Origin of the sequence: Hydrogenimonas cancrithermarum, assembly GCF_030296055.1 — a bacterium.
In the GTDB taxonomy this organism is placed as follows: Bacteria; Campylobacterota; Campylobacteria; order Campylobacterales; family Hydrogenimonadaceae; genus Hydrogenimonas; species Hydrogenimonas cancrithermarum.
The window spans coordinates 21788-44676 of the sequence record NZ_AP027371.1; the positions used below are offsets into that span (position 1 = coordinate 21788).

At 50.3% G+C, this 22889-nt stretch carries 22 protein-coding genes and 1 pseudogene; 8 read left to right on the forward strand and 15 right to left on the reverse strand.

Annotated features, from left to right (window positions below; genetic code table 11):
- Positions 1-475: 475 nt before the first annotated feature.
- Complete coding sequence (locus QUD54_RS11750; protein ID WP_286338098.1) at positions 476-817, reverse strand: hypothetical protein; 342 nt, start codon at positions 815-817, stop codon at positions 476-478.
- A 730-nt stretch (positions 818-1547) separates the two neighbouring features.
- Between QUD54_RS11750 and QUD54_RS11755 the strand changes: the two genes are divergently transcribed.
- Both QUD54_RS11755 and QUD54_RS11760 read left to right on the forward strand, forming a co-directional pair.
- Positions 1548-1784: a hypothetical protein gene (locus tag QUD54_RS11755; RefSeq protein ID WP_286338099.1), complete on the forward strand. Its 237-nt coding sequence runs from the start codon at positions 1548-1550 to the stop codon at positions 1782-1784.
- A complete protein-coding gene (locus QUD54_RS11760) occupies positions 1735-2706 on the forward strand; it encodes a hypothetical protein (RefSeq protein ID WP_286338100.1) in 972 nt (323 codons plus the stop codon). Before QUD54_RS11755 ends, QUD54_RS11760 begins: the two co-directional genes overlap by 50 nt.
- Positions 2707-2709: 3 nt before the next feature.
- On the opposite strand, the gene QUD54_RS11765 is transcribed toward QUD54_RS11760, so the two are convergent.
- Complete coding sequence (locus QUD54_RS11765) at positions 2710-3540, reverse strand: hypothetical protein (protein ID WP_286338101.1); 831 nt, start codon at positions 3538-3540, stop codon at positions 2710-2712.
- A gap of 218 nt (positions 3541-3758) precedes the next feature.
- Here QUD54_RS11765 and QUD54_RS11770 point away from each other — a divergent pair, with 218 nt between their 5' ends.
- Positions 3759-7700, forward strand: a complete 3942-nt coding sequence (locus QUD54_RS11770) for a DEAD/DEAH box helicase (RefSeq protein ID WP_286338102.1) — start codon at positions 3759-3761, stop codon at positions 7698-7700.
- A 187-nt stretch (positions 7701-7887) separates the two neighbouring features.
- Positions 7888-8949, forward strand: coding sequence for a hypothetical protein (locus tag QUD54_RS11775; protein ID WP_286338103.1), 1062 nt, complete (start codon positions 7888-7890; stop codon positions 8947-8949).
- A 44-nt stretch (positions 8950-8993) separates the two neighbouring features.
- On the opposite strand, the gene QUD54_RS11780 is transcribed toward QUD54_RS11775, so the two are convergent.
- The 4 genes from QUD54_RS11780 to QUD54_RS11795 all read right to left on the reverse strand — a co-directional run bounded on the left by QUD54_RS11780 (position 8994) and on the right by QUD54_RS11795 (position 11471).
- The gene (locus tag QUD54_RS11780) at positions 8994-9356 is read right to left on the reverse strand and encodes a hypothetical protein (protein WP_286338104.1); all 363 of its coding nucleotides are present in this window, start codon (positions 9354-9356) and stop codon (positions 8994-8996) included.
- Positions 9356-9979 carry a hypothetical protein gene (locus QUD54_RS11785; RefSeq protein WP_286338105.1) on the reverse strand — a complete coding sequence of 208 codons (624 nt, stop codon included), beginning with the start codon at positions 9977-9979 and terminating at the stop codon, positions 9356-9358. Before QUD54_RS11785 ends, QUD54_RS11780 begins: the two co-directional genes overlap by 1 nt.
- A 1023-nt stretch (positions 9980-11002) precedes the next feature.
- Entirely contained in the window at positions 11003-11170 is a 168-nt protein-coding gene (locus QUD54_RS11790; protein WP_286338054.1) for a hypothetical protein, read from the reverse strand.
- Positions 11163-11471, reverse strand: coding sequence for a hypothetical protein (locus QUD54_RS11795; protein ID WP_286338055.1), 309 nt, complete (start codon positions 11469-11471; stop codon positions 11163-11165). Before QUD54_RS11795 ends, QUD54_RS11790 begins: the two co-directional genes overlap by 8 nt.
- Before the next feature lie 431 nt (positions 11472-11902).
- On the opposite strand from QUD54_RS11795, the gene QUD54_RS11800 reads away from it, so the two are divergent.
- Together QUD54_RS11800 and QUD54_RS11805 are read left to right on the forward strand one after the other, a co-directional pair.
- On the forward strand, positions 11903-13021 hold the full coding sequence (locus QUD54_RS11800; RefSeq protein ID WP_286338056.1) for a hypothetical protein: 1119 nt from the start codon (positions 11903-11905) through the stop codon (positions 13019-13021).
- An 851-nt stretch (positions 13022-13872) separates the two neighbouring features.
- Positions 13873-14310: a hypothetical protein gene (locus tag QUD54_RS11805; RefSeq protein WP_286338057.1), complete on the forward strand. Its 438-nt coding sequence runs from the start codon at positions 13873-13875 to the stop codon at positions 14308-14310.
- A gap of 246 nt (positions 14311-14556) precedes the next feature.
- Here the strand turns inward: QUD54_RS11805 and QUD54_RS11810 are convergent, their stop codons facing one another.
- From QUD54_RS11810 to QUD54_RS12075, 4 genes are all read right to left on the reverse strand, one after another.
- On the reverse strand, positions 14557-15378 hold the full coding sequence (locus tag QUD54_RS11810; RefSeq protein ID WP_286338058.1) for a metallophosphoesterase: 822 nt from the start codon (positions 15376-15378) through the stop codon (positions 14557-14559).
- Positions 15375-16355, reverse strand: a complete 981-nt coding sequence (locus tag QUD54_RS11815; protein ID WP_286338059.1) for a metallophosphoesterase — start codon at positions 16353-16355, stop codon at positions 15375-15377. Before QUD54_RS11815 ends, QUD54_RS11810 begins: the two co-directional genes overlap by 4 nt.
- Positions 16352-16573 carry a hypothetical protein gene (locus tag QUD54_RS11820; RefSeq protein ID WP_286338060.1) on the reverse strand — a complete coding sequence of 74 codons (222 nt, stop codon included), beginning with the start codon at positions 16571-16573 and terminating at the stop codon, positions 16352-16354. Before QUD54_RS11820 ends, QUD54_RS11815 begins: the two co-directional genes overlap by 4 nt.
- A gap of 303 nt (positions 16574-16876) precedes the next feature.
- Complete coding sequence (locus tag QUD54_RS12075; protein WP_406600595.1) at positions 16877-17002, reverse strand: transposase; 126 nt, start codon at positions 17000-17002, stop codon at positions 16877-16879.
- A gap of 1066 nt (positions 17003-18068) precedes the next feature.
- Between QUD54_RS12075 and QUD54_RS11830 the strand changes: the two are divergent.
- Together QUD54_RS11830 and QUD54_RS11835 are read left to right on the forward strand one after the other, a co-directional pair.
- Positions 18069-18346: pseudogene (locus QUD54_RS11830) on the forward strand (hypothetical protein); the annotation flags it as partial.
- 257 nt (positions 18347-18603) lie between these two features.
- The gene (locus tag QUD54_RS11835; protein WP_286338062.1) at positions 18604-18795 is read left to right on the forward strand and encodes a hypothetical protein; all 192 of its coding nucleotides are present in this window, start codon (positions 18604-18606) and stop codon (positions 18793-18795) included.
- Positions 18796-18825: 30 nt separating this feature from the next.
- Here the strand turns inward: QUD54_RS11835 and QUD54_RS11840 are convergent, their stop codons facing one another.
- The 5 genes from QUD54_RS11840 to QUD54_RS11860 all read right to left on the reverse strand — a co-directional run bounded on the left by QUD54_RS11840 (position 18826) and on the right by QUD54_RS11860 (position 22716).
- Positions 18826-19416 (reverse strand): hypothetical protein, encoded by a 591-nt coding sequence (locus QUD54_RS11840; protein WP_286338063.1) that lies wholly within the window; start codon positions 19414-19416, stop codon positions 18826-18828.
- 1 nt (position 19417) lies between these two features.
- Positions 19418-19594: a hypothetical protein gene (locus tag QUD54_RS11845; protein WP_286338064.1), complete on the reverse strand. Its 177-nt coding sequence runs from the start codon at positions 19592-19594 to the stop codon at positions 19418-19420.
- A gap of 375 nt (positions 19595-19969) precedes the next feature.
- On the reverse strand, positions 19970-20650 hold the full coding sequence (locus QUD54_RS11850; protein WP_286338065.1) for a nucleotidyl transferase AbiEii/AbiGii toxin family protein: 681 nt from the start codon (positions 20648-20650) through the stop codon (positions 19970-19972).
- The gene (locus tag QUD54_RS11855) at positions 20640-21161 is read right to left on the reverse strand and encodes a hypothetical protein (protein WP_286338066.1); all 522 of its coding nucleotides are present in this window, start codon (positions 21159-21161) and stop codon (positions 20640-20642) included. Before QUD54_RS11855 ends, QUD54_RS11850 begins: the two co-directional genes overlap by 11 nt.
- A gap of 631 nt (positions 21162-21792) precedes the next feature.
- Positions 21793-22716, reverse strand: a complete 924-nt coding sequence (locus tag QUD54_RS11860) for a helix-turn-helix transcriptional regulator (RefSeq protein ID WP_286338067.1) — start codon at positions 22714-22716, stop codon at positions 21793-21795.
- Between the last annotated feature and the right edge of the window lie 173 nt (positions 22717-22889).

Sequence of the window (22889 nt, forward strand, 5' to 3'; positions counted from 1 at the left end):
CCTTCGCCTCGAAATGCGTTCCATTTCGACAGGTTCTTCCCCAGTTCTAAGACCTGCTGCAAATGCGGATTTCTCAACGAAAAACTCGGAAACAGGGAGATCTTCGAATATCCTGCGTGCGGATCGAGGATGGCCCACGACCTGAAGCGGCAGTCAACCTCGACCCGATAGAAAACCCCATACCGGAAGTTCTCCGGGAATTGACGCCTGTGAAGATAGCGGCTCTGTAACGGAAGGCTGGACTTTCCGTAGCAACCAGTATCGTCGAAGCAGGAATCGAACGGCAGCCTATCTATGGAGAGGTTTGTGTAGGTTTCGAAAAACGGCGGGGATATAAGACACTATTGCTAAATTGTCGAAAGCGGTATTTTGACAAATTTGCCTTTTGCCGAGCCTGCCACTAAGCGTCAATCCTAAAGGCATCGCGAATCAGTAGGTATAAAATATGCCAAAAACCAATTCGTTTTCCGACACATTAAACGACGAATCGGAATAGTTTCCATCCAAGATCGAGCCCGCCACATTGGTTTCGACCGTGTCGAACTCGTAGTGCCGCATCGTAAACATAATAGAGGAAGATGCCGATGTGATCGGAGAGCATGCTTTGTCCGCCAGCCTCCAGATTGAAGACACCGACGCTTGATCCTTTTTCGATTTTTGTCGGGGGAGAGGTGCGACTCCAGAGATCCGTATCGAGCTTGTCATCCTTTCCCATACCTATCCTCAGTCCGAGAAAGGGGCGAATGTTCATCGTCTCTTCGAATACAAACCGCGTCGCAAACCCCACGTCGAAGGCTTGTTTTTCTGAAGTCCGCATACAGTCCTGCCTGAAATCCATTGTATTCATCTCTAAAGTCATAGTAGTAGGTTGCGCCAAGCGAATTTTCGGTATTGACCAGTTCGTTCACATCGTATTCATACGGTTTTTCGGTCGATGGACCAGTCGGTAGGTCATGGCGCTGCACTACATCAGGATCGCTTTTGAGGAATGTGTAGTCGAATACGATCGTGTGTATTCCGCCTGCAAAAAAGTGCATGCGGCAAGAAAAATGCTGATCTTTGCAAGGCCCTTTTTGCAGACGTAATCACGGTCGTTTGCGTTGACTGTTTCGAGTGCCGACTTGAGCAGTAATGGAAGTATCTTATCGTAGCTCTATTCGTTGCACCTCAATGAGTCTTTGATGATAACTTTTTTGGTCCGATGTTTTACCATTTGCAGGCAGCTTCTCAAAGAGCTGTTTCGGTATCCTTTTGGAGCCGTTGTTTGTCTTGTTTATGCCCTCCTCGCGGATGCCTTTTTTGAAGAAGGCTCCGGGGAAAAAGCCCCTCGTTTTTTCGATTTATCTATCCAGAATTGATTTACTTAGCCATTGCTTAATTTTAGCTTATCTGTTAATTTGTTTGATTGATATACTAATACTCGTTTTTTTTAAACTTTTTCGGCGTACATTTTTTCGGAGGCGAAGCGGTATTGCTACTGCTTGCAGTTGAAGAAATTTCGATGGCTTGTTTTTCACTCAATTTAATTTCTTGTAAAGGGGTTTGTAATGGGCATAAGCGATCTCGCCAAAGAGAGCAAAAAGGTGCAGCAAAAGAAGCTATCAGCCTCTGTATCGATTACGGCTTTCGAGATGTTCGAAGAGATGTGCAATGGATTCAAAAAACATTCCCGGGGAGAAGTGCTGGAAGCGGCGATCGAATATGCGTACAAAATCTACAAAAGAATATCAAGAGTTGGAGAAGGGCAGAGGCGACATTCTCGGCGCCTCGGACAGCGCGCGTGACGCGATCCGAGAAAAGATTGCCCTGAATGAGCAGGCCCAAAAGAGTGTCGATGAATACAACAAAGGGATAGACCGCACTTACAGCGCGGATGCGCACGGATCGGCGGCGTATGCCAGAACTCGCCAAAATGCTGAATTCGGAAGTGTTGTAAGCAGTCGCGGGGTCGGTAATTTCGCCACCATGGCGCGAATGGGCGCGTTGTCGCAAGATAACCAGGGGCATATCATCAACCAGGCGATGTCTCGTAACGGGCTTTCTCTTAACGATATGGCGATGCAAAACGCTATCGGGGCGGTATCCCCCACCGTAGATGGCGCCGTGGCTTCGCACAAAATGGAGAGAATGCTCGACAGCCACTTCCAGGGATTGAACGATGAGGATAAGGCAATCGCCATGGCGCACGGCTATTCTCCGGACGCCAACGCCGCCGTGAAGATGCAGGCCCTTACCAAAGCGACGATGAACTACCAGATGCAGTCGGTCGAGAGCGGCTTCTTGCACAGTATGAGCTTCGATGCGAGTACCGGCGGACTGGGAACCGACGTCTTCAGAAGGGAGCGCGGCCTCAACGCGCGCGCAGGCTACAACGTCGACTACGGCGGAGAGGCGGAGTATATGATGGCCCAGGGAGGCACGGCCAAGGAGTTGATGGTCGCCTCCGGCTTCTCTTCGGCGGCCAAGGATATCGTCGGCGGGTTGACGGGACTGTTCGGAGGTAAAAAGCTCCTTCGGAACCTCGCCACCAGCTACGACCACCAGAACGTCAACCCGGCCGGTTCGTTCGTGAAGATGCATTCGCCGGCCGCCAGAGGCGGGTTGAAGGGAGGGTCGAGATTCCTTCGTTCGGGCGACGTCGGCGGGTGGAAAGCGCCGGAGCAGAAAGTGCGGATTGTGGATGTGGAGGAGGGAGCGGGACTATAAGAGTCAGGTGGGAACGGCTTCCCGCATTTTTTGGAGCTTATTGGAAATGTCGTACGCGCGCTTGATCTCCCTCAGCGACGGCATGCGCTCCTTCAGGCGCAGCGCCTTGTACTCTTCGAGCAGCGGCCGCCACTCCTCTTCCGGGACGTCCCTCTTCGGAAGCTCACGCTCCCAATCCCTGATGGCCAGCTCGGCGTTGAGGCGGTAGTTCTCGTAGCTGGTCTTGACGGGGACGAAGCGCTTCGCCGTCTCCTCGTCACCGGCGTCGAGGTAGCGCGTGCCGAAGCGTTTGCGCTGCATCTCGAAGAGCTGGTAGCGGTCCTGCAGGACTCCCTTGACGATTAAGGGGTGCTGGGAGACGAATTTGCGCACCCGCACCAGGAAGTAGTCGGAGAAGTGCTGGGTCAGCGCGGCGTAGACGCGTCCTTCGAGCAGGATGGCCACTTCCGAGAGCCCGATGGCGAAGTATTCGAGCAGATCGTTCCACTCCGCTTCCGCCTCGCTCGTCACCTCATCGAACGTCGCCCCCATCTTTACCATCGGGAAGCCCCCTTTGAGCTCCATCGTCGCCGCCGCTTCGAATGGCTTGAGGATGTAGCCCAGCTGGTCGAGGTTCGGCGCGCTGTAAAGGCTTGCGTAATAGGGCAGCTTCTCCACGGCGAGCTTCGCGTACTCTCTGGTTTTGTAATTGATCTCGGACTGCACGCGGCGGTCGTTGGGCCCCAGAAAGGTGCCTTCCGGCCCGCTCCACTTGACCTTTGCGTCCTCTTCCGGGCCGTCCCCGGCGAGAAACGCCCCGCCGATCAGTCCTGCTACAAATGATCCCCAGCTCATATTCATCTCCTTTCCCCCGTCCGCATGGGGCTGCGGATGAGGCCTCGATAAGATAATTATAGCAAATAATCGGCAAAACGGCTACCGGATAAAGTCGCCCAATATGCCTTCCAACGGCGGTGTGCCGGGACCGGTGCTGCAGTGCCGGCAGGCAAAAACGATTGCGGTTTTTTTTGCGTATTGATAAAATATGCGAATCATTCAAGCGAGAGGACGGCGTGAAAACAAGATATACCGAAAAAGAGATCGAGCTGGCGAAAAGGGTGCTGGACTACTATAGGGAATCGTTGAGGTACGACACGATTTCCGGGGTGCGCTTCGGCCCGGGGGATTTTGTCGACCAGGCCTACAGAGAAATCTCTCCCTCGTCTCCCTTTTTCTACTTCGACCTCAAGAACCATGACGCGCTGCGCGCCGTCGTGCGCCACTGCGCCAGAAAGAACCGTGAGACGTGGGAGCGGCTCGGAAAACCCCGGGAGGGCGTCGAAAGCAGATTCAGGTTTTTCTATGCGCCCATGCTCGTCCCGTTCCCGTCCGAGCCCGGCAGCGAGATGAGGTATTTCGCCCCCTTTTACGTTGAATTCCTGCAGCCTTCGTGGGCAAAGAAGTCCGGGAAAAAGCGACGGTTCGCAAAAGGGCTCGACGGCGTCGTCGCGCTGCGCTTCAAAGTGGCTTCCCGCACGGACATATATGACGCGGAAAACGACAAGGATTTCTTCGGCCACTCTTCCATGGAGGTCAACCTGGCGCTGTTCGGGCGCCCTTTCTATCTTCTCGACGAGGAGTTCATGCAAAGGCTCTCCCGGGCAAGGGAGCGCCGGGGGCGTACCGGAAAGATCGAAACCTACTCCCATCTCATCGAATCGATGGCGCTGATCTTCGAGGCGATAGACGGCGGCTATGCCGGGCTTGACTCCACGCAAAAAAGAATCGAGCGTTTTTTGGGCCAGCTCGAAGAGGCGAGAAACAAAACGGCGTCGAACACCTATTCTCACCGGATCTCTTTTGAATCCGCAAAGCTCGGCACCTTTGTCTTTGTCGTGGACACCGCCGAGCTCGACAGTTCGGACAAATATAACGGGGGAATGCTCAATCTTTATGCCCAGATGCTGGATGACGGGCGGCTGGATACCTCGGGCAATCTTTTTCTCGATTATCTTATCGGATCGCCAATCGCAAAGGCCCCCGTTCCCGACGAAAGCATGGCCAGAAGCGAAGAGGGCAAAGGATGGCGCTTCAAGCGCTTCGGCATCGAGGATCGTGTCGCATTGGCCCGGAAACAGTATGGAGCGTTCGATGCCAACTACGCGCTAACGAAAAGCCAGCGGTACGCGCTGCAGGTCGCCAAAAGCGGACTGAGCATCGTTCCCGTCAGCGGTCCTCCCGGTACGGGAAAAACTTCATTGCTCCGCGCCTTTGTCGCGGACTACGTCGTCGAAAGCGCCCTTCGCGTAATCAGGCAGAAGGATGAGGGAAGAGAGTTCGACGAGATCGAGTTTCCCCCGCCGATCGCTGCGTTTTCCACAAACAACCAGGCGCAGAGAAACATCATCGAAGGGATGACGGAAGGGTACTTGAGCGCCAAAAAGGCCGGCCCCTTCTACCAAAGATGGCTGGACGCGAGCATCGACTTCAAGGAGTTCGAGACGGTCGACGGTATCGGGCTGTACGTTCCGATGCTGAAGAGTTCGTTCAGTGACGACGGCGATTTGAGCCTGACCATCAACAATCTCCTGGCGATCCGCCTGGATATACGCCGAAAGGCCGAAGAAAGGGCGAAAGAGTTTTTGGAAAAGGCCCAGTCGTGCCTTCAGGATTTCGCGACGGTCGAGGTGACGCACGCCAATGCCAAAAGGCTGCTCCACAAGCTCTACAGGCGGCTTGCCGCCGATATCCGCGACAAGATCGAAAAAATAGAGAAAGAGATCCACATCGCCGTCGATGAAAAGCTCGAACGGTTCGAGAAGAACCTCTCCTTGCTCGAAACCGCCGCGCGGCTGGCCCACAGGGACGACCTGGCGGAAGATATCGCCGAGGACACGAAGAGCGAAGGGGAGATGGCGCTGGCTATCAGCGACGTTGAAAATTTCATCGGCAAAGCCGAATCGCTGCTGAGGCAAAGGTCCGAAGAGCACCGGGAGGTCGTCGCGGAACAAGAGCGTGCCCAAAAGAGCGCGGCGGCCGAGGCCAAAGCCGAATTCGAGTCGCATTCGGCGGAGATAGGCGCGGAATATGGCAAGCAGATCGAAGAGGCGGGCGAAAAATCGAAAGAAGAAAAAACGAATTTCAGCCGGCTGCAGTCCGACCTTCGGCGCATCGAGGAGCAGCTTGCCGCAATCGAGAGCGAGAGAAAGCGTTTCTTTGCCAAAATATGGCCGTGGACAAGGCAGAGGCTGCGTCGGGAGGCGGAGCTTATGGCGGACGAGGCCGAGCAGGCAAGAGCGGAGATCCGGGAAGCCGAAAGGAGAATCCGCGGCTTCGAGAAAGAAGCCAGGGATCTGTCGGACAAGCGCGACGTCGCGATAAGTAGAGCCAAACAGGAGGCGGACAGGCGTCTTCGCAGCCGTGTGGACGGCATCATTGACGAAATCAACAAGAGGTGGCAAAAGCGGGAGGCATGGTATGCCGAGGCGTTTGCGGATATGGGCTTTGACGATGCCGAAGCGGCGGAGCGGGCCGTGGAGACCTTTTCAAAGGTTGAAAAAAGCGGATACTTCGGGCCGGAAGACGCCCTAAGAAAACTCGAGGAGACGAGTGCCGGGCTCGATACGTCGCTCCGCCTCCACCTCTTTTTCGCTTCGATGCACCTGCTCGAGACGGTGCTGCTACTCAAGATGATCGAGGGCACGGACAGGGAGGTCTGCCCGGCGTGCGGGAAGCCCGGCGTCGCAGTGGGGGAAAAGCTGATCAAACACGACGCCTGCGGTTTCAAGATGCGGCGCGTCGTCCCCGACGGCCGGAACGGGGAGCGGCGGCTTTCGGACGGAGAGATCGAACGGGTGCTCACCGGCGGCATGATCCTCTCCGACCATACCTACTACGCGCCGGTCGAAAACAGGGAGGGATGGTACAACATGCAGGCGGTTTATGGCGCGTCGGCGCGCGAGACGCTTTCGCAGCTCAGAGACCTTCTTCCTCTCTTTCCGCTTCTCAATACGACGGCCCAGTCTTTTTTCAGCGTGTTTTCCTACAAGGACAAGGCGGTCGGAAAAAAAGTGCTGCCCGAGGGCTTTTTCGAATACCTTTTCGTCGACGAAGCGGGGATGGTTCTGCCATCACTCATGGCGAACCTTTACGCGGGCAGAAAGGTCCTCCTGTTCGGGGACGAGAAACAGATCGAGCCGGTTTACCCGTTCGGCGGCGACGAGATCGTCGACGAGGTGGTGGCGGACAGGGCGGCGGAAGGCGACGGTACGCTGCGCGAAATGATCAGGGACGGGTATTCTCTTTTGAAGATGAGCGCCATGTCGCTGGCGAACCGGGCCCTGTATATCGAAGACAAAAATGCCGTCAGGGCCGACAAGGGAGCGCCCATCTGGCTCCTTCAGCATTTCCGGTGCAAAGACCCGATCGTGACCTACTGCAACAAGCTGGTATACGACGGCAAGATCGAGCCGCTGGCGGGAGAGGACGAGGAGATGTGCCATCTCGTCTTTGTGGAGCATGCAGAAAATATGTCGACGGAGCACAACATCTGCACGGCGGAAGCGGAAATTGTCGCCGAGCTTGTCAATGAGCACCTTTTCGAGGGGTACGGGCTCGACGAAATCGGGGTCATCACCCCGTACCGGAATCAGGCCGAGGCAATCAAGCGAACCTTGGCCAAACAGGGCTACGACACAAATACAATCCAAATCGGCACCGTGCATAAATTTCAGGGCTCCGAGCGCAGGGTGATTCTGTTTTCAACTTCGAGCGGCGCCAATTCGCCCCGGCGTGGAGCGGCACTCTTTATGAACCGCGACAGGGGCAATATGCTCAATGTGGCCGTCAGCCGCGCGAAAGAGCGCTTCGTGCTGATCGGCTGCAGAGAGATCATCGCACCGGACAACATCTGCTATTCGGGCATGCTCGTCGAGCACATCGAGTCGTGGTATCCCGGCGGGAGCTGCTTGAAAAGTCATGCATCCGATGCATCGCTGTCGACGCTGAGTGGCTAATGGTTTGCCGAAACAGAGGCTTTTCGTTATTATTATGAAAGAGAGAAAGGGGTCAAGACGTGGGAGAGAAATTGGCAGAAATACTGGAGAAGCTGTCTATGTGCGCCGAAGAGGATGCCGGAAAAATTGTGGCGGAGAATCTTGTCGGAATTGACGGAATGCTCATTCACGGGGACGAGGAGTAGCGGTGTCATATTACGAAAAGAAGATAGAGCATCTCAAAAAAAGAAGAGAAGGCAACAATAAAAAGAATAAAAAGAGATACAGGAAGTGCTACCCCACGGACGAAGAGATCGCGGAGTGGTACAGAAAGATCGACGAATGGGAGAAGGAGCAGCGCGACGAGAAGAAAAAGTCGGGTTGGGGCTGGTGGAGCGATTCGCCTAACGATCCAGTGGAATGGGACGAAGAGCTGTTTCAGTGGGCCAAAGAGAGGGAAAAGGAGATGCTGTACCATGAGCTGAAAAACAAGCCAACCCCCTCTCAAGTAGACAGGGAAAGAAGAGAGAAGAGAAATCTCATACTTCGATGGCTTGGCGCTGCGGTGGTACTTTTCGTCATCTTCTTCCCCGGATGGCTCCCGAGCTTTGCGAAACTCGACGATTTCGACAAGATGAGAATGTTCTATCGCGTCTACAATGCGGCAGGCATCGCGGAGTCGTTTAAAGAGGGAGAAAAGATCGGCGACTCGTCGCTAAAGCGCAACCTCTCCTCTTCCCTATACGAAGACTATGCGCAGGGAAACCCCGCAGGCAAATATTTCGTATTCCAACTCAAGGCGTGGACCGTCAGGACCTGGCCCACTTACGAGATCGTGGACATACGGCACGGAAAGGACATTTTCGGCAAGGAGTACGGAAAAGTCACGATCTATTCTCGCAGGGACAACAGGGTGATGCGTGCGCTGGCGTGGTTTCTGGGCGCCTATCCGCAGGCGGTATGGAAAAACCATCTCAACAAATACACTTTTTACCTCGTCAAGGAAAAGCACGGATGGAAAATAGACAACGGCGAGGTGACGAATATCGCCGAAGGGATATGCCTGGTTCCCCGTGCCGCCGAGCTTGCCGCTTCCGGGGAATTCATAAGGGCGGCGGAGACCTACATAAAGTTCTTCACCCATGGAGAAGGGTGGGAGGACGAGAAGCGAGACGGCGTGTTCGTATTCGATTTCGATCCGAAGGCGAAACATATGTCCGTCGCGCCCTGTCTTCTCGGCAAGGATGTCAAAAGCGCGGGAATGATATAGAGTTCGGGATAGCGCGAGTTTTTTATTCTATCCGTGCTCCAACGTTATTGCGAGGAGATCGCGACCGTGTTGCGGATGAGGTCGAAGTGTTCACGGAAGGAGTGCCCGAGCTCGCTTTCGACCTTCCTGAATTCGAGGTTTATAGGGTCCTTCTTTGCTTTGTGTATTTCGCCCGCATCGGCGCCCGTCATAACCAGCTCCTCGTGTGCCCTGGCATCCAGTTCCGCCTTCGCGGCCTTCTCTTCCGCCTCTTTCGCGGCCCGCTCGGCCAGCGCCCGCTCCCTCTTCGCCTTCCCCTCTTCCTGCGCGGCGGCGACCACCGCCCCGTCGATGCCGAAGAGGCTTCCGATCATGTCGGCATTGAGGCTTTCGTCTTTGGACAGTTTCTCGAAAAGCGGATCGCTCATCAATATCTCCTTCTCTTCGTGTTCTCGACGATCGCGTCGATCTTCTCCTCCATCCTCGCGAGGCGTTTTTCGAGCGTGTCGATTCTTTCGTTCAGCTGCTTGAACCTGAGCATCATGCCGTCCCATAACGCCCTGATCTCCTTTCCCAGATATAGCTTCGCTTTTTGGGTGTTGTCGTTGGTCTGGAGGATGAGCCGGCCGATATTCTCAAGACCGCCCCCGATCCAGGCGCGGTTCTTCAGGTGAAAATCCCTCATCGCCTCCTCCCTGTCGAGCATCCACTCTTTGACCTCTACCCCGGTCCTGATGATCCTCTTCTCGAAGTTCGTTCCGGCAACCGAGGCGATCTTCTCGATCAGCCTGCCGTTGATCTCCGGGACGGTCTCTTTTTCGAACGACTCCTTGATCTCGTAGAACCTCTTGGCCAGCTCCGCTTTCCGCTCATCACTCATATTTTCGTCGGCCTCTTCGATCTCCATCAGCGTCTGCACGTCTTGCAGCTTCCGTTCGAGTTCGTCCGAAATTTTCCTCAAGTCCATAACCAGTCCTCCGCTTGCTTGATTGAGCGCCATCGTTTTGGCGATCTCCGATCCGTTAATTGCAGCATCTGTATTTTTACTCATGTCCGCCCTTTTTTGTGATTTCCGTTTATTCTATCAGGCGGATCGGCATTTTGATACAAATCTTCAATCTGGATTCTCTCTTTTTTAATCATACGCGAAAAAAATTAATTTAGGATGAAAATTAACATAGCATTGTGGTAAAAGCCCGGAATATCGACCATAGCAAAAATTGGTTTTGTTTGGTTATTTCGAGCTATTGTATCTTCTCGAAATCGAACGAATTTCAAAAAGTGACAAACTTGCGCCAAAACCGGAATGATGGTTGGATTGGATATGTTTTTCTTAACAGAAAAGGAGTGAAAATACAATGCAACCTATAGCGAGATTTTTACTTTTTACAAACGATACGGTTCTGGAACTGCTATATGACTGGAGAAGAGGTCTGCTGAAGGCGAATACCCGCCAGTTGGGTATTATGCTCTATCTGCTGTACCCTTTTCATGTCGAGTGGACATGTATTTCTGATATTCTCGGCAGGTATACGCTTTGCATAGATTCGGTTGGGCGAAAAAAGCGGGAGAACCGAAGCCCGCCCGCTTTGTCACACTATCCGGTAACCAGCCGGAAAGAGTATTCATGTCGCTCGCGGTCCATAGTATAGCGAAATTTCTATTTTTCAGGCTTTTTTTGATACGTTGTACAGGTGTTCCGGAGAGTGTTACCGATCGTCATTGTCTCTCGTTCAATTGGTGCCTCCCGTATAGAAGTATCGCACCAAACACGACGCAGACCGCAAGAATACCGTTAAGTGCCCAAATTTCCATACTGAACTCCTCTGTACTGAATTATGGCGTATATTTCCTGTCGTGTATTCTATATGAAATATCGCACTAGCATATGCCGCTTTTTCCAATCATACCACAATCGCTTTGAATCGTCATGCGTTCGGGATATCGAAAATTTCAAATCCGCTTCTCTCCATCCACTCTTCAATCCCATCCCAAAGATTAGGTGTGGTTGACGAGAGTCTTGTCGCATTCTATTGTAGTGTTTGATATGTAGATACTTCGAGTTTTATCGTTTTCAAAATAAATTAGAAACGATTAAAGAATGGTTTTGTTTGTTATGAGCAACCATGCTCTCTCCGCTGCTGGGATCAACGCATCCGCCGCACGCAAAAGCATCGCTTCCGCTCACAATAAAAAGAGCGCACAAAATCATCGGTACAGTCTTTTTTCTTAAACTAATCATTTAGTTTTTTCCTTAATAAAAGGGTATTGATTTCACACCCTTCCAAAATATTGCCCGTCTTTATATTCAAATACTGCACGATACCGTTTTTAAGCAAAACCGTCTTATTCAACGTAAACGCAGTGTTGTAGAGGGTTAGAATGTCCAGCTTGTTTAAGTTTACGAGAATGGCAAAATCGGCACTTTCCTGGGCAAATATCTCGCCTCCTTTGCTCTCGATTTTGGCAAGTCCATCAACCGACCCCTCGAGGTATAGCATTGAAATCGGATAGACGCTTTTCTCCCCGATCCCTTCGCGCAAACACCGTAAACAAGGCGTTTCTCTCCACTCCTACCTTGCAAATACAGCCCCTCTCCGCCGCCGCCGGACGGGCAAAACCGCACAAAATCGGCAAACCCGAGCCCGGATCGGAGCGGAAACATGGCCTTTGCATGGAAACATCATGGAGCTGGCGCGGGAATGGCGTGAGCTTATCATGGATACGTCATGGTTTTGGCATGAATTTGTCATAGTATTGGCATAGTATTGGCATAGTGCTGTCATGGGAATGTCATGGGAATGTCATAGTAATTTCATGCCGATTTCATGGGCTCGTCATGGCTTTTACATAGGAATTTCACGAACCAGACACGAAAATGACGCGAATTTACACGCCCCTATGCTACAATCTCGGAAAAATGAAGATTTCTCACTCTCCCACAAGGGGCGGGTCCAGTAAAGGAGACACCACAATGACGGCACCGATGGCCAAACAATACGACAAAGCGGAAATCATGGCGTTCATGCCCGACAAAGGGCGGCTCTACCGCTACCTCTTCAAACGCCACATCCGGCTGATAAAGGCACTCGCAAGGGAAGGCGCCTACATCGGAACGATTGCAAGGGCGCTCATCAAGGTAGAACCCATGCTCTCCGGCGTTTCCCTTCGCACGATGTACCGGCACCTCGTCCCGTACCTCAACGAGAACAACATCAAGTACGCCCATTTTCCCTCCCCGAATCCGAGATGCGCCAGGCCGCCGAGTCAAAACACCGCCCCCGAGCCCGAACCGGAACTGATCACGGCAAGAGAACTCCCCGAAACCCCGCCCGAAACGGATGAGAAAAAGAAGAACCAACCCCGATCCGCGAACGAAGGCAAAGAGGACGAGAGCAGAGTGCAGGCGGAACGCGAGAGAAGTGCGGAGAAAGCAGGAGATAGGACGACGGACAGGGCAGAAGATGAGGTAACGGATGAGGTAACAGCCGATACAGCGGCCAAGACAGCAGATAGGACACAAAGCCCCGACACGACGGAACCGGAGCCGAAACGGAAGGCCAAGCCATCCAAGCCCCGCCCCGAAGCGAAAACGAAGCCGGACAAGACAAAACCCGCCCCGAAACCCGCGCGCTCAAGGCGAAAAAAAGAGCCCGAGCCCCAGCGCACGAAAGAGGAATACTGGAAAGAGGGCAAAGCCGCGCCGTCGTACCTGTTCGACCTGCCGAAAGAGGATGAAAAGCTCACCGCCTTGCCCCCGCCGGAAACGATGCCGCTGTTCAGCGACTGGACCATCAGGGAAGCCGAAACCGAAGAATTGCGCGAATACTATAAGACCCTGAAGCACGAATACGACTATCTGCAACGCCTCGCCGACTACCGGCACGAAGCCGCGAAGACACCGGAGATGAAAAAGCTCGAACGCGATGCGGATTTTCTGGAATATACGAAAAAATTCGACGAGTTGTGGCAAAACGAATTCTATTACCGCTTCCAGTGGCAAAAGGTGAGGACGAGAAGAATCAGGGCGCACCTGGAAAAAGTCGAAAAAGAGATCAGGAACAGGGATATGTGGTCGCCGTTATCCATTTAGCGAAGCTGCTTGGATAACGGCTTGAGGTAGGCGTAGCTTCTTGCGAAGCTCCTTGCTGAAATAGATTCGGCTGGAAAGCGTGCCCGCGCGGTCAGGGGAGAGGGGTTGCCGCCCCTCGATGGAATACCCGCGCGACGGGCTTTCCTATCAAATTATATCACGACAAAACTTAATGTTGTGAAACCGGCCATATCTCTTACGTTTGTCACCACTTTTCCGACCTTTGGGGTTTTCTCGACTCTTGATCGCAGGGGCTGGGCCGTACCGACGTAGTATCCGTTTCGATGCGAGTTTTCAAAGATGATTTGACCATTTTTTCTCTAATACAATAATAATCAGGTATTTTATTAGGGTTTGTTTTTCAAGTATATTCTGACTGATTTCCAAAATAATCTCACCAAATGAATATTTGCTACAATTTTCCTATTGGTGAAATAAAAAAAAGGCAAAAGATGACGGACAACATCTACGATGTGATTTTGATTCTAGGCATCATTGGCGGAATCGCCTACGCCGTTTGGAGTGAGAAGAACGGCATCGACCACAAATATTTCTGACTATCGGGGCTCTATGCCCTTTTCGGCTACACGAGGCTGATGGAGGAGGCCCTGAAGCTCTACAAAAGCCGGAACGACCCGGACTACCGGAAGATCCGGGAAATCCTCACGCGCTTCGAGAGAGCCAGAACGGGTCTGGCGTGACCCGGGAGGTTGAAGCGCTGCTGGAGAGGATCAGCGACCACTCCCTCTTTGAAAAATGTCGCCGCGAACCACACCAAGACAGCCATGTCCCAACAACCAAATCAGTTTGTCAAATTGACAAACTTTAACAAACTGGTTAAAATAACAATTATGAAAACAGCACACAAAGATTTTGAAGCATTGCTCAAAGCCAAAGGCATCAGCAAAAAAGCCTTTTCTTCCTATAGCGGCATTCCCTACTACACCGTTGCCGGCTGGAAAAAGTCGGGCCAGGTTCCTACCTATGCGATGAAATTGCTTGAGCATATGCCCTCAGCCAAGGAGCAAGTGAGTGCCGGTGAGCTTCTTGAAGCGGGTATGCCCAAGGCGATTCTTTGGAACAACGACCCAAAAAAGAAGGTGCCTACCGATATTTTCATTGTCGCCACACTTGAGAGAGCCTATAACGACTTCATTGTAGAGAAGTTGGCAGCGTATTTTGGTAGTGAGCGTATTTTGTCCGCACTGCTCAAATATAAAGATCGTGTTAGCGACAGACTCATAGAGAAAGTGACCGCCTATCTGCAAGCGTACAAGAGTGTGGCATGATCAACCCTCAAACTAAAGCCCTGCTTGAGTCGTTTTCCTGCATTGATCTTTTTGCCAAGCATCAAGCCATCCTCATCGGAGGCACGGCTTTGGCATATCACCTGGGACACCGAGAAAGTTTTGACCTGGATATATGCTTTCCCTCTTCCGATACACTGCCGACACTCGATTTTTTAGACGATTTTGAAGAAGTCATACCTCTGGAGCATGATAGAGCTATCCGACAGCGGATGGATATGACAGAGGTCAGATCACGACCCGCATGACCCCCGTCGCCCCCTCGCCCGGATAACCCAGGGGATTACACAGACACTTCACCCCATGCTTCTCGTATGCCATCACATCATGGGTGTGGCCGAAGATCCAGTACCGCATGGAGCCTCTCTCCATGATCCCTTCGCCGTCGAAAGTGAAAAAGGCCGTGATCTCGTCGTCTCGCCAGCGTTTCGGCACGACGGATCTGTCGATGGAGGGGTTGACATGGGTGACCATCACGTCCACTTCGCCCGCGATCTTTTCGATACGCTCCTTCTGGGCCTCCGCGAACTCCATCCAGTCGTCCATTCCATGAATGTACCGGGCGTCGTTCATGCTGTGCTTCCAGAGGCCAAGCACCCGCGAGCGTTCCATGCCAAAGTGCCGCATCGCGTATTCACCGTCGTACCACCCGTCGCATCCCCCGAACTTCACACCGTCGATCTCGACGACATTCCCGTCCAGGCAGTGGATGTCTTCCATCTCGCCCAGCAGCCTCCTCATCTCCGCGACCCGCGTGAAGGAGTCGTTCTGGTAGATTGTTCTATCCTGGCCGAGAAGGTAATAGTCGTGGTTGCCCAGTACGCAGAGGATGGCCCGGTAGCCAAAAAGTTTCCGAAGGTTTTCAAGCAGCTGGACGCTCTGTTTGTTGTAGTGGCCGAGGTCCCCGGCTACGACCAGGATATCTCCGGGATCGCCGCCGTCGCGGGTGGCGAGAGGGAGAAACAGCCTTTCTGTCTCGTCCATTTTCGGCGGCCGGGAGGGGCTGAACCAGAAATCGATGTGGAGATCGCTCAATATGTCAATTTTCATTCTTCAACCACGACCTGCATGATCTTGGGAAAGCTCATATCCTCTGGATAACCCAGGGGATTGCACAGGCACTTCACCCCGTGTTTTTCGTACTTGATTCGATGGTGCGTATGACCGAAGATCCAGTACCGCATGGAGCCTCTTTTCAGAATCTCTTCGCCGTCGAAGGAGTAGAAGGCCATGATCTCCTCGTTTCGCCAAGGCTTCGATACGTCGGATCGACCGATGGAGGGGTTGACGTGGGTGATCATCACGTCCACTTCCCCGGCAATTTTCCCGATACACTCCTTCTGGGTTTCCGCGAACGTCATCCAGTCCCCCATCCCGTGAATGTACCGGGCGTCGTTCATGCTGCGCCTCCAGAGGTCGAGCACCTGCGAGCGATTCATGCCAAGGTGCCGCATTGCGTATTCGCCGTCGTACCATCCGTCGCACCCTCCGAACCTCACGCCGTCGATCTCGACGACATTCCCGTCCAGGCAGTGGATGTCTTCCATCTCGCCCAGCAGCCTCCTCATCTCCGCGACCCGCGCGAAAGAGTCGTTCTGATAGACCGCCTTCTCTTTGCTTAAGAGATAGTAGTCGTGGTTGCCCAGCACGCAGAGGATGGCGCGATAGCCGAAGAGATCCCGGAGGTTCGCGAGAAGCCGGGCGTTCTGTTCGTTGTAGTGGCCGAGATCCCCGGCCACGACCAGGACATCGCCCGGGGTGTCGCCTTCGTGTTTGAAAAAAGAGGCAAGGAAAAGCTTTTTAACGTCCTCCATCTCCAGTGGCCGGGAGGGTCTGAACCAGAAATCGGCGTGAAGGTCGCTCAGTATGTCTATTTTCATCTTCTCTCCTTTTCCTTTCTTCGCGGCCTTGTCGGGGCGCGTCCGTCGCGAAAACGCGAGATCCTCAACATCCCTGTGTACCGGGGGAACAGCAGGCTCCTCCTCTTCCAGCGTCTCGGCTGGATCGAACCACAGATCGGCCGTCATTTTCTTGCCCTCCTTTCTCTTGGTAACTCCAGGGCGTATCTGTCGAGAAACCCGGATGTCCGCATCAGCCCCACATGGAAAGGATGCAGCAGATAGAGCATGATGCGTGACTCGAAGGTGTTCGCGGCCAGCAGCCCCCTTCTCCACTCGCACAGAAGATCCAGAACCGCGTCGTTGGTAAAGAGCAGAAATCCGGCTATGGTTTTGACTGGGTTCATTCGATTCGTATTCCTTTCTCCATTTTACCGCTGACGGGGTCGGTAAAGATTTGACAGCGCTTTTTCCCGCCGCGTTTTTCATAATCTTATCACATTCGGCGACCATCAACGGTTCGCATATCAAATTTGAAACCGAGGCATGTTTACCGGCGGAAGAGAACGGATAATCGCTTCACAAACGGAACGACTAATGATCACAAGGAGACAGATCCTTTTACGTATCGACCAACTTGGAAAGGAGTACCTGCGGCGGCGCTTCGAAGACGAAGTGCAGGTGATCGGCCTTGCTCGCGATCTCGCATCTCATCCGCTCTCGAAAAGGTCACGGACGATCTGCTCAAGTCGCTTGGCGATAATCTCATCGAGGACTTCACGGCGATCTTTCGTGACAACAACCAAGTGACACAAAAGCCCGTATACGGTTTTCAAAGGGAGCTATCGCTAAATTGACGAAAGTGGTATTTTGATATCCATCAGACCTTTCCTGATCCGGTAGAGTATCTGGGGGAGCTTTTGTCCGATCCGGTCGGCAATTTCCAGAGAGAAGATCAGTCTCTCATACTCTGACATCTCCTTTTTGTGTAAGGCCGCTTCTATCGAAAAATGGAAAGTCTCGGTACACGGCGAAAATCCAAATAGATATGCTCCTGTCCTCGCAGAACCTCCAGTACGATCGATGTCGTCCCGCAGTGCCGTGGGGCCTTGACCATGAAGCCGACGCCATCATTGACCAATGAGAGAAAGAGTTTTTTTCTGCACTTTCCTCCCGAAAAACTTTTCAGCGGTGACAGGTTTACCGTAGTCAAACAACGATCATCCTTTGGTATACATATATTAAACATAAATAAAATTTTTGTAAACTTATTTTGTTACTGATTTATATGCAAATATTGTTTATTTGATGAAGGCCGATCCAATTCTTTCTACTATATAACGAGACTGCCGTTTTTGTTGCATCAATCGCTTCGTTGGCAGCATTTTTCACCAATAACTTCAGTATGGTATTCTTTTGTGTATCTATCTCGTTTGTCCATTACAAGAAACTGATTTTTTAAAACAATCCATATCGACGGTCTGCTTTTTCCTTGCAGTTCCATACCGGATAGACAAAACTGTGAGTTGTGGTGAAGATAATCTGGTACTTTTTTGTTACATCGTATATGGGGAGTGCCCCCGATATGCTTTTTTTGGCTCCCGAGCCATTTTGAGCGTCACCAATATGTTTACAAAATCGCCTTGAAGTGTCACCTTTTATTAGGATTACACCCAAACGTCACCAATTTGTTTATATTTTTTGCTCTAACGTTACCCTTTATTGGGAATATTGAATATGAGTGGTTTGACAATGTGCAATGCAGTTAGAAAAAGCGGTAGCGAAAGTTTTTTACCCTTAATATTGCAATTTTTGCAAAAATTTGATGCAATAATTCCTAATGAAAGGTGACGTTTGGTTGCAGTTTGGTTGCATGTTCCCAATAGAAGGTGTCACGAGGGAGGCAGAATGGATGCCTTGATGATGGCCAGACTCAAAGAGCTTGAAGAAGATGTATGCCGAAGAGCGTCTCAAAGCCGAAATCTTCCAGAAGGCTTTGGATGAAGCAAGCGGAATCCCGACGTGTAGTGAGGACAAACAAAGTGGTGAAGCCATCTTCGGCTAAGAGGATGGCGAAACGTGCCGTCGTCGAGAAAAAAGGAATTACGATACGTCTGGCCTGTAAAGCGTTCGGCCTCAGCGAATCGTGTTATCACTATGAAGCAAAGTTGAACGAAGAGTAGGCCAATCTTTTAGGCGATGGATGAGCCCTCGTAATAGACCCTTATTTTTACTCTCAAACCCCATAAATATGGTATCTTAGAGGCTTTCATCATTGAGTGTGCCCATTTTTTCTATTTTCTTAAAGCGGTTGGAAAGAAAGGGTAAAGTATTGGCATACGCTATGGTGGTCGCCAAAGATATGGCATATCGTAAACGTCTGGATGAGCAAACACGTCAACAGCCTTAAAGACGCCACAAAAGAGACCGTATCGAAGTGATTGGTTTGCAGCCGGCAGAGCAGAAGCGTATCGAAGCAGCTTTTTGGGGCACCAACTATACCGCCGGTGAGATTATTGAAAAAATACAGCGGGGTGATAGGGGCTTTGAAAAAAGACTCGAAGAGAATGTACCCGAAACGTTGCACCGTAAGGCGATGCAAGCGCAAGTGAAGCATCACATCAAATAGTTAACAATCAATAGAAGGGAGACTGAAAAGTTAAACTTTTTGGCGAGGAATAAATACACCTTTGATACAGTTAGGGTTGAGAATAGCAAGCTGAATATGATTACCGGTTCTAAAGCCTGCTCCGGGATAAAGCTTTTCCCCTTCCCAAAAAGCGGCACGTACCGAATCAAATTTTTCTCCGGCTTCTTCTGCCAATTGATGCGCATATCGAATGACCGCACAATCAAGCTCCCTTTTTTTAAAGTCAAAGTCGTGCGGTCCAAAAGCAGAGTTTGTCGGTAAAGATTTTCCTTCCGATTCAAGTTCCTTTTTGAGGCTATCATACGCAATTTTCAAAAAATCAAGATACTTCTGATCTAGCAGATCCAAACAGTTTCCCAAATCGATAATGGCACCCAAAACGAAAGGTTCTTTTATTTTGGAGTCTTTCCTTTTTGAAGCAACTTGAGCGTACTCTTTGGCTCTCTTGTAATTGTCTTCCCAGAAATAGACACCTTCGCCAAGCCAATCATAGCTATTTTTACTTGGTTTAAAATCGGTTTTTTGATTGAGAATATCGACGGCAACAGATTTATCCAGTCCGTGAAAGCCGTATACAAATGTTGGTTTTGTGGAGTACAATTTAGGAGGCTACCGCTTGCTTTTTACTTTTTTCTACGGTTTCTTTTCTAAAATAGCGGGCATCATAATAGCCGTTTTTATCCAGAATCCGTGCTTTTATGAGAAGTTCACGACTTTGTTTCGGTGTACGCTTCTTTTCGGCTTCCTTTACTTTTGCGATAAGTTCATCTACTAACATTTATTATCCTTTAACCGATTTCCTCTTTATTATATCTAAAATTCTTAAACACTTGGAAACAGATATATCGGGTATGAAAATTGACTGTGCCCATTTTTACGCTTAAAGTAGCTTTTTAGAGGAAAGGCAAAAACGCAAAGCCCGTAAAACAGGGGCTTTTCCGCCTTATGGGCGTTAGCTTGCGTCTATCGTAATAGACCCGTATTTTCATCATCGTATCCCTTACACCGAGTTGGGGAGGATTAGCTTCCGCTCACCGATCGCCCTTCCTGGCGGATCTTCTTCTTTGAAGGCTTTTTGTAAAATTTAAAAATTCAAAATGTCAGTAGATAACGGGCGATTTTTGACTCCTAATTCCACTGACAGTTAATCGTATTACATTTTTGATGAAAGAAGCGAAAGTACTTCTTTATGAATCTCATCCCAGTTTAATGGTTTGGGGTCTTTTTCATCAAGATAGACGATCTCATCATCTTCAGCTACCTGCATCTTTTCAATAAAATCATAGAAAGTTGAAAAAGAGTCTATTTCCTTGATTGCTTTTGATGCTATTTCCAAAATCTGCTCTTTTGTGAGTCTATTTTCTTCAAGTATTATTTTAAAGTCAAACAGGTCTCTCGATTTTTTTCGATTGAGGAGGGCTATGAGTTTGAGTTTTGCGATGGATGGCAGATCGATGATCTGTAGTTTGCCTTTTTTGTAGGGTTGACTCGATGCTGTTTTGATTATCTCTTTCTGTAGTGGTGTAGATGCTGCAAAAAACTCCAGCTTGATTCCATGAAGATTGAATTTTAGCATGTATTCATCGGGAAAGAGTCCGGCAAGCCGTAATGCCATTGCGTTAGCATCTTTGAGTTTGGTACCGCCAAGTGCCATGATCGTGTTTGTGATCTGGCGATGCGGCAAGGGTGCGGTACCGATGATATCGATATCTTCAGAGATCCTGTGTTCAAGATAGTATGCCAAAGCCGTACCACCGACAAAGTAAAGTGGATGTGTCTCAAAGATCTCAAGCTCTTTGATCTGCTCAAGAAGTGTGATGACATTAGCAGTCATGGATCATCTTCAGAATTTCTTTAAAGATAGGGTTGCGGTCATACCTTCCTTCAAGTGGCACTCTATGACCTTTTACATCTATGAACCCTTGTTTGTAAAATGCTTTGTAGGTAGCAATGAGTTCTGCCTTGACCCTGTTTTTGCCAAATTTTCGGCAGAGTAGACAAATATCATTTTGATCCATAGCCATCAGGTAATTTCGGATGACAGAAGAGATCTTTTGCATGGTCGATTTACCGCTTTGCCAAAAAGCGTTGAAGCTAAATTCAGAAGGGTCAAACAGCACCTCTTCCTCGTCATCATAGGCTTCATAAGGTGCCTTTTTTTTGCTTTGGGGAGTATATTTGAGATAGAAATATTTGGTGGTTGTTTTACCGACTCTATCACGGCTACGCTGCAAGGTCTTTTTAATGGTTTCTTTAGAGGCAATACCGTCAAAGACAGAAGCATCGTACTCACGATTGAAATCGAGGTGATCCAGTCGTGATCTGATCTGTTGTGCAATACTCACGGTAATCCTTTTTTGTTATTATATTACCCTAGAGTGTCCCGTTTGTCAACCATGACCAAAACGATACCTTTATTCTAAATATATTACAATGTAACACTTGTAAGGAGTACACCATCGCCCTGGTATATCTCCGCCGCAGTTTCGACAAAAGCCTTTTTTTGGCGTAACTCCAAACACAGAGATCGAGCCCGTGAAGTGTTGCAGCACTTTGATGACACTCTGCTGGCATATGTTGAGCTGTTTGACCGGCTCGATACCTGGATCTCGGACTATCTCGATGATGCTCAACTCAAAAAGCTTCGTGTGACGAGAGGGCTGAACCTATCGCAAACGGTGAGTTTGCTTTTGGACCAATTTCTGTTAAAGGACGCGCTAAAATGTACCACCGACGACGACCGACCTATCCCGATGGGATGGGCGAAATCGACCCTCTGTCTCAGTATGGACATCATCGGTTCGAAATACTCGGATAAGACCACAAACTCGAAGAGGTCAAAGGGGTGATCCGTACCTACGAGATCATCGAAGAGTACGACACGACGCGACTCGAAGAACTACTGAAGGCACATCGGTCGATGATGGGCTCACCGCTGGATAATGAGGGGGCGTTTCGTACTGGCAATGTAGGTGTCTACGGCGAGGAGGGGGGATCGCATAGCGCACCGCTACCGACAAGCTTGTCGAAATTCGCTTTGATCGCAGCATAGACCTCTGTTCTCTCGGGAGCACTCTCATCAACAATCATATGGGGCATCCACTGTTGTACCAGCTTGATTACCTCTTGCAGATTGTTGTAGTACATCTTCATAAGCACCGTACCGTCAGTTTCTTCGGCGATAAAATCGAACTGTTCTTTGCTGAACTGTCTTTCCCGTTTAAAATAGTTGGCACTGTTGCCCGTGAGTTTGAGCATCACAAACCTCTCTTTGGTGATGACCCCGTAAGCGTTCCCGGTGCCTTCCATAAAAAAACTTTCGCCTTTGACCCATTCAACCGGGGCGATATCGTGCATACTGTTGACGGCAAACGACCTGTACTCGCCTATGTTCTTCTTGTTTCTTGCATCGTAGCTTCCGTACAGGTAGTAGGAGTTTTCGGAAGTGTTGATCCTATGCGGTCTGATGTATTTCTCTTCCATAGGCTTTTCGTTGCCTACATAATTGACTTTTATTACGCAGTTTGAGCGAATAGCGACTTCCAGCATGATGAGCTTTCGGGTGAGGGAGGACACGAGAGAGGTGGGGATCATGGGAAGATGAACACCCTCTCGCTCTTTGAGTAGACGTGAGAGTGTAAGAAAGTCGTGTTTGGCGGTCTCGTTGCCGATGCTGTTTTGCAGTAGTTCGACCAACAGATCGTGAGGGATGTACTTGGGAAGCAAAAAAGCGAAACGGTAGCCGCCGAGCTTACGATCGTAAATTACGTCCCCCTCAGTTTTTGCCACCGTGTTTTCGATGGTTTTTGTGGTGACGTTATAGCGTTGTGCAAAGTATTGTTTGTTTTTCACACCCTCATAAAGTGCTTCGTAGATACCCTTGATGCGATTTTCCATCATTGTTTCCTTTTCGACTGCTTCATAATTACCTCAACCTCTCCATTCGGTGAAACGGAACGGCGTCATATCCAATATTAGAATAATATTAACATATAATTTCCATATTTTCAACTTTATTTAGAAAATATTTGACATATATTTTCTATTTGGCTATGATTTTAGATGAAACATCT

Bases quoted from the DNA above. Each gene is read 5' to 3' on its own strand.
- QUD54_RS11750 (WP_286338098.1), bottom strand. From the start codon at position 817: ATGCGGACTTCAGAAAAACAAGCCTTCGACGTGGGGTTTGCGACGCGG.
- QUD54_RS11755 (WP_286338099.1), top strand. From the start codon at position 1,548: ATGGGCATAAGCGATCTCGCCAAAGAGAGCAAAAAGGTGCAGCAAAAG.
- QUD54_RS11765 (WP_286338101.1), bottom strand. From the start codon at position 3,540: ATGAGCTGGGGATCATTTGTAGCAGGACTGATCGGCGGGGCGTTTCTC.
- QUD54_RS11780 (WP_286338104.1), bottom strand. From the start codon at position 9,356: ATGAGCGATCCGCTTTTCGAGAAACTGTCCAAAGACGAAAGCCTCAAT.
- QUD54_RS11785 (WP_286338105.1), bottom strand. From the start codon at position 9,979: ATGAGTAAAAATACAGATGCTGCAATTAACGGATCGGAGATCGCCAAA.
- QUD54_RS11790 (WP_286338054.1), bottom strand. From the start codon at position 11,170: ATGATTAGTTTAAGAAAAAAGACTGTACCGATGATTTTGTGCGCTCTT.
- QUD54_RS11800 (WP_286338056.1), top strand. From the start codon at position 11,903: ATGACGGCACCGATGGCCAAACAATACGACAAAGCGGAAATCATGGCG.
- QUD54_RS11805 (WP_286338057.1), top strand. From the start codon at position 13,873: ATGAAAACAGCACACAAAGATTTTGAAGCATTGCTCAAAGCCAAAGGC.
- QUD54_RS11810 (WP_286338058.1), bottom strand. From the start codon at position 15,378: ATGAAAATTGACATATTGAGCGATCTCCACATCGATTTCTGGTTCAGC.
- QUD54_RS11815 (WP_286338059.1), bottom strand. From the start codon at position 16,355: ATGACGGCCGATCTGTGGTTCGATCCAGCCGAGACGCTGGAAGAGGAG.
- QUD54_RS11820 (WP_286338060.1), bottom strand. From the start codon at position 16,573: ATGAACCCAGTCAAAACCATAGCCGGATTTCTGCTCTTTACCAACGAC.
- QUD54_RS11845 (WP_286338064.1), bottom strand. From the start codon at position 19,594: ATGTTAGTAGATGAACTTATCGCAAAAGTAAAGGAAGCCGAAAAGAAG.
- QUD54_RS11850 (WP_286338065.1), bottom strand. From the start codon at position 20,650: ATGACTGCTAATGTCATCACACTTCTTGAGCAGATCAAAGAGCTTGAG.
- QUD54_RS11860 (WP_286338067.1), bottom strand. From the start codon at position 22,716: ATGATGGAAAATCGCATCAAGGGTATCTACGAAGCACTTTATGAGGGT.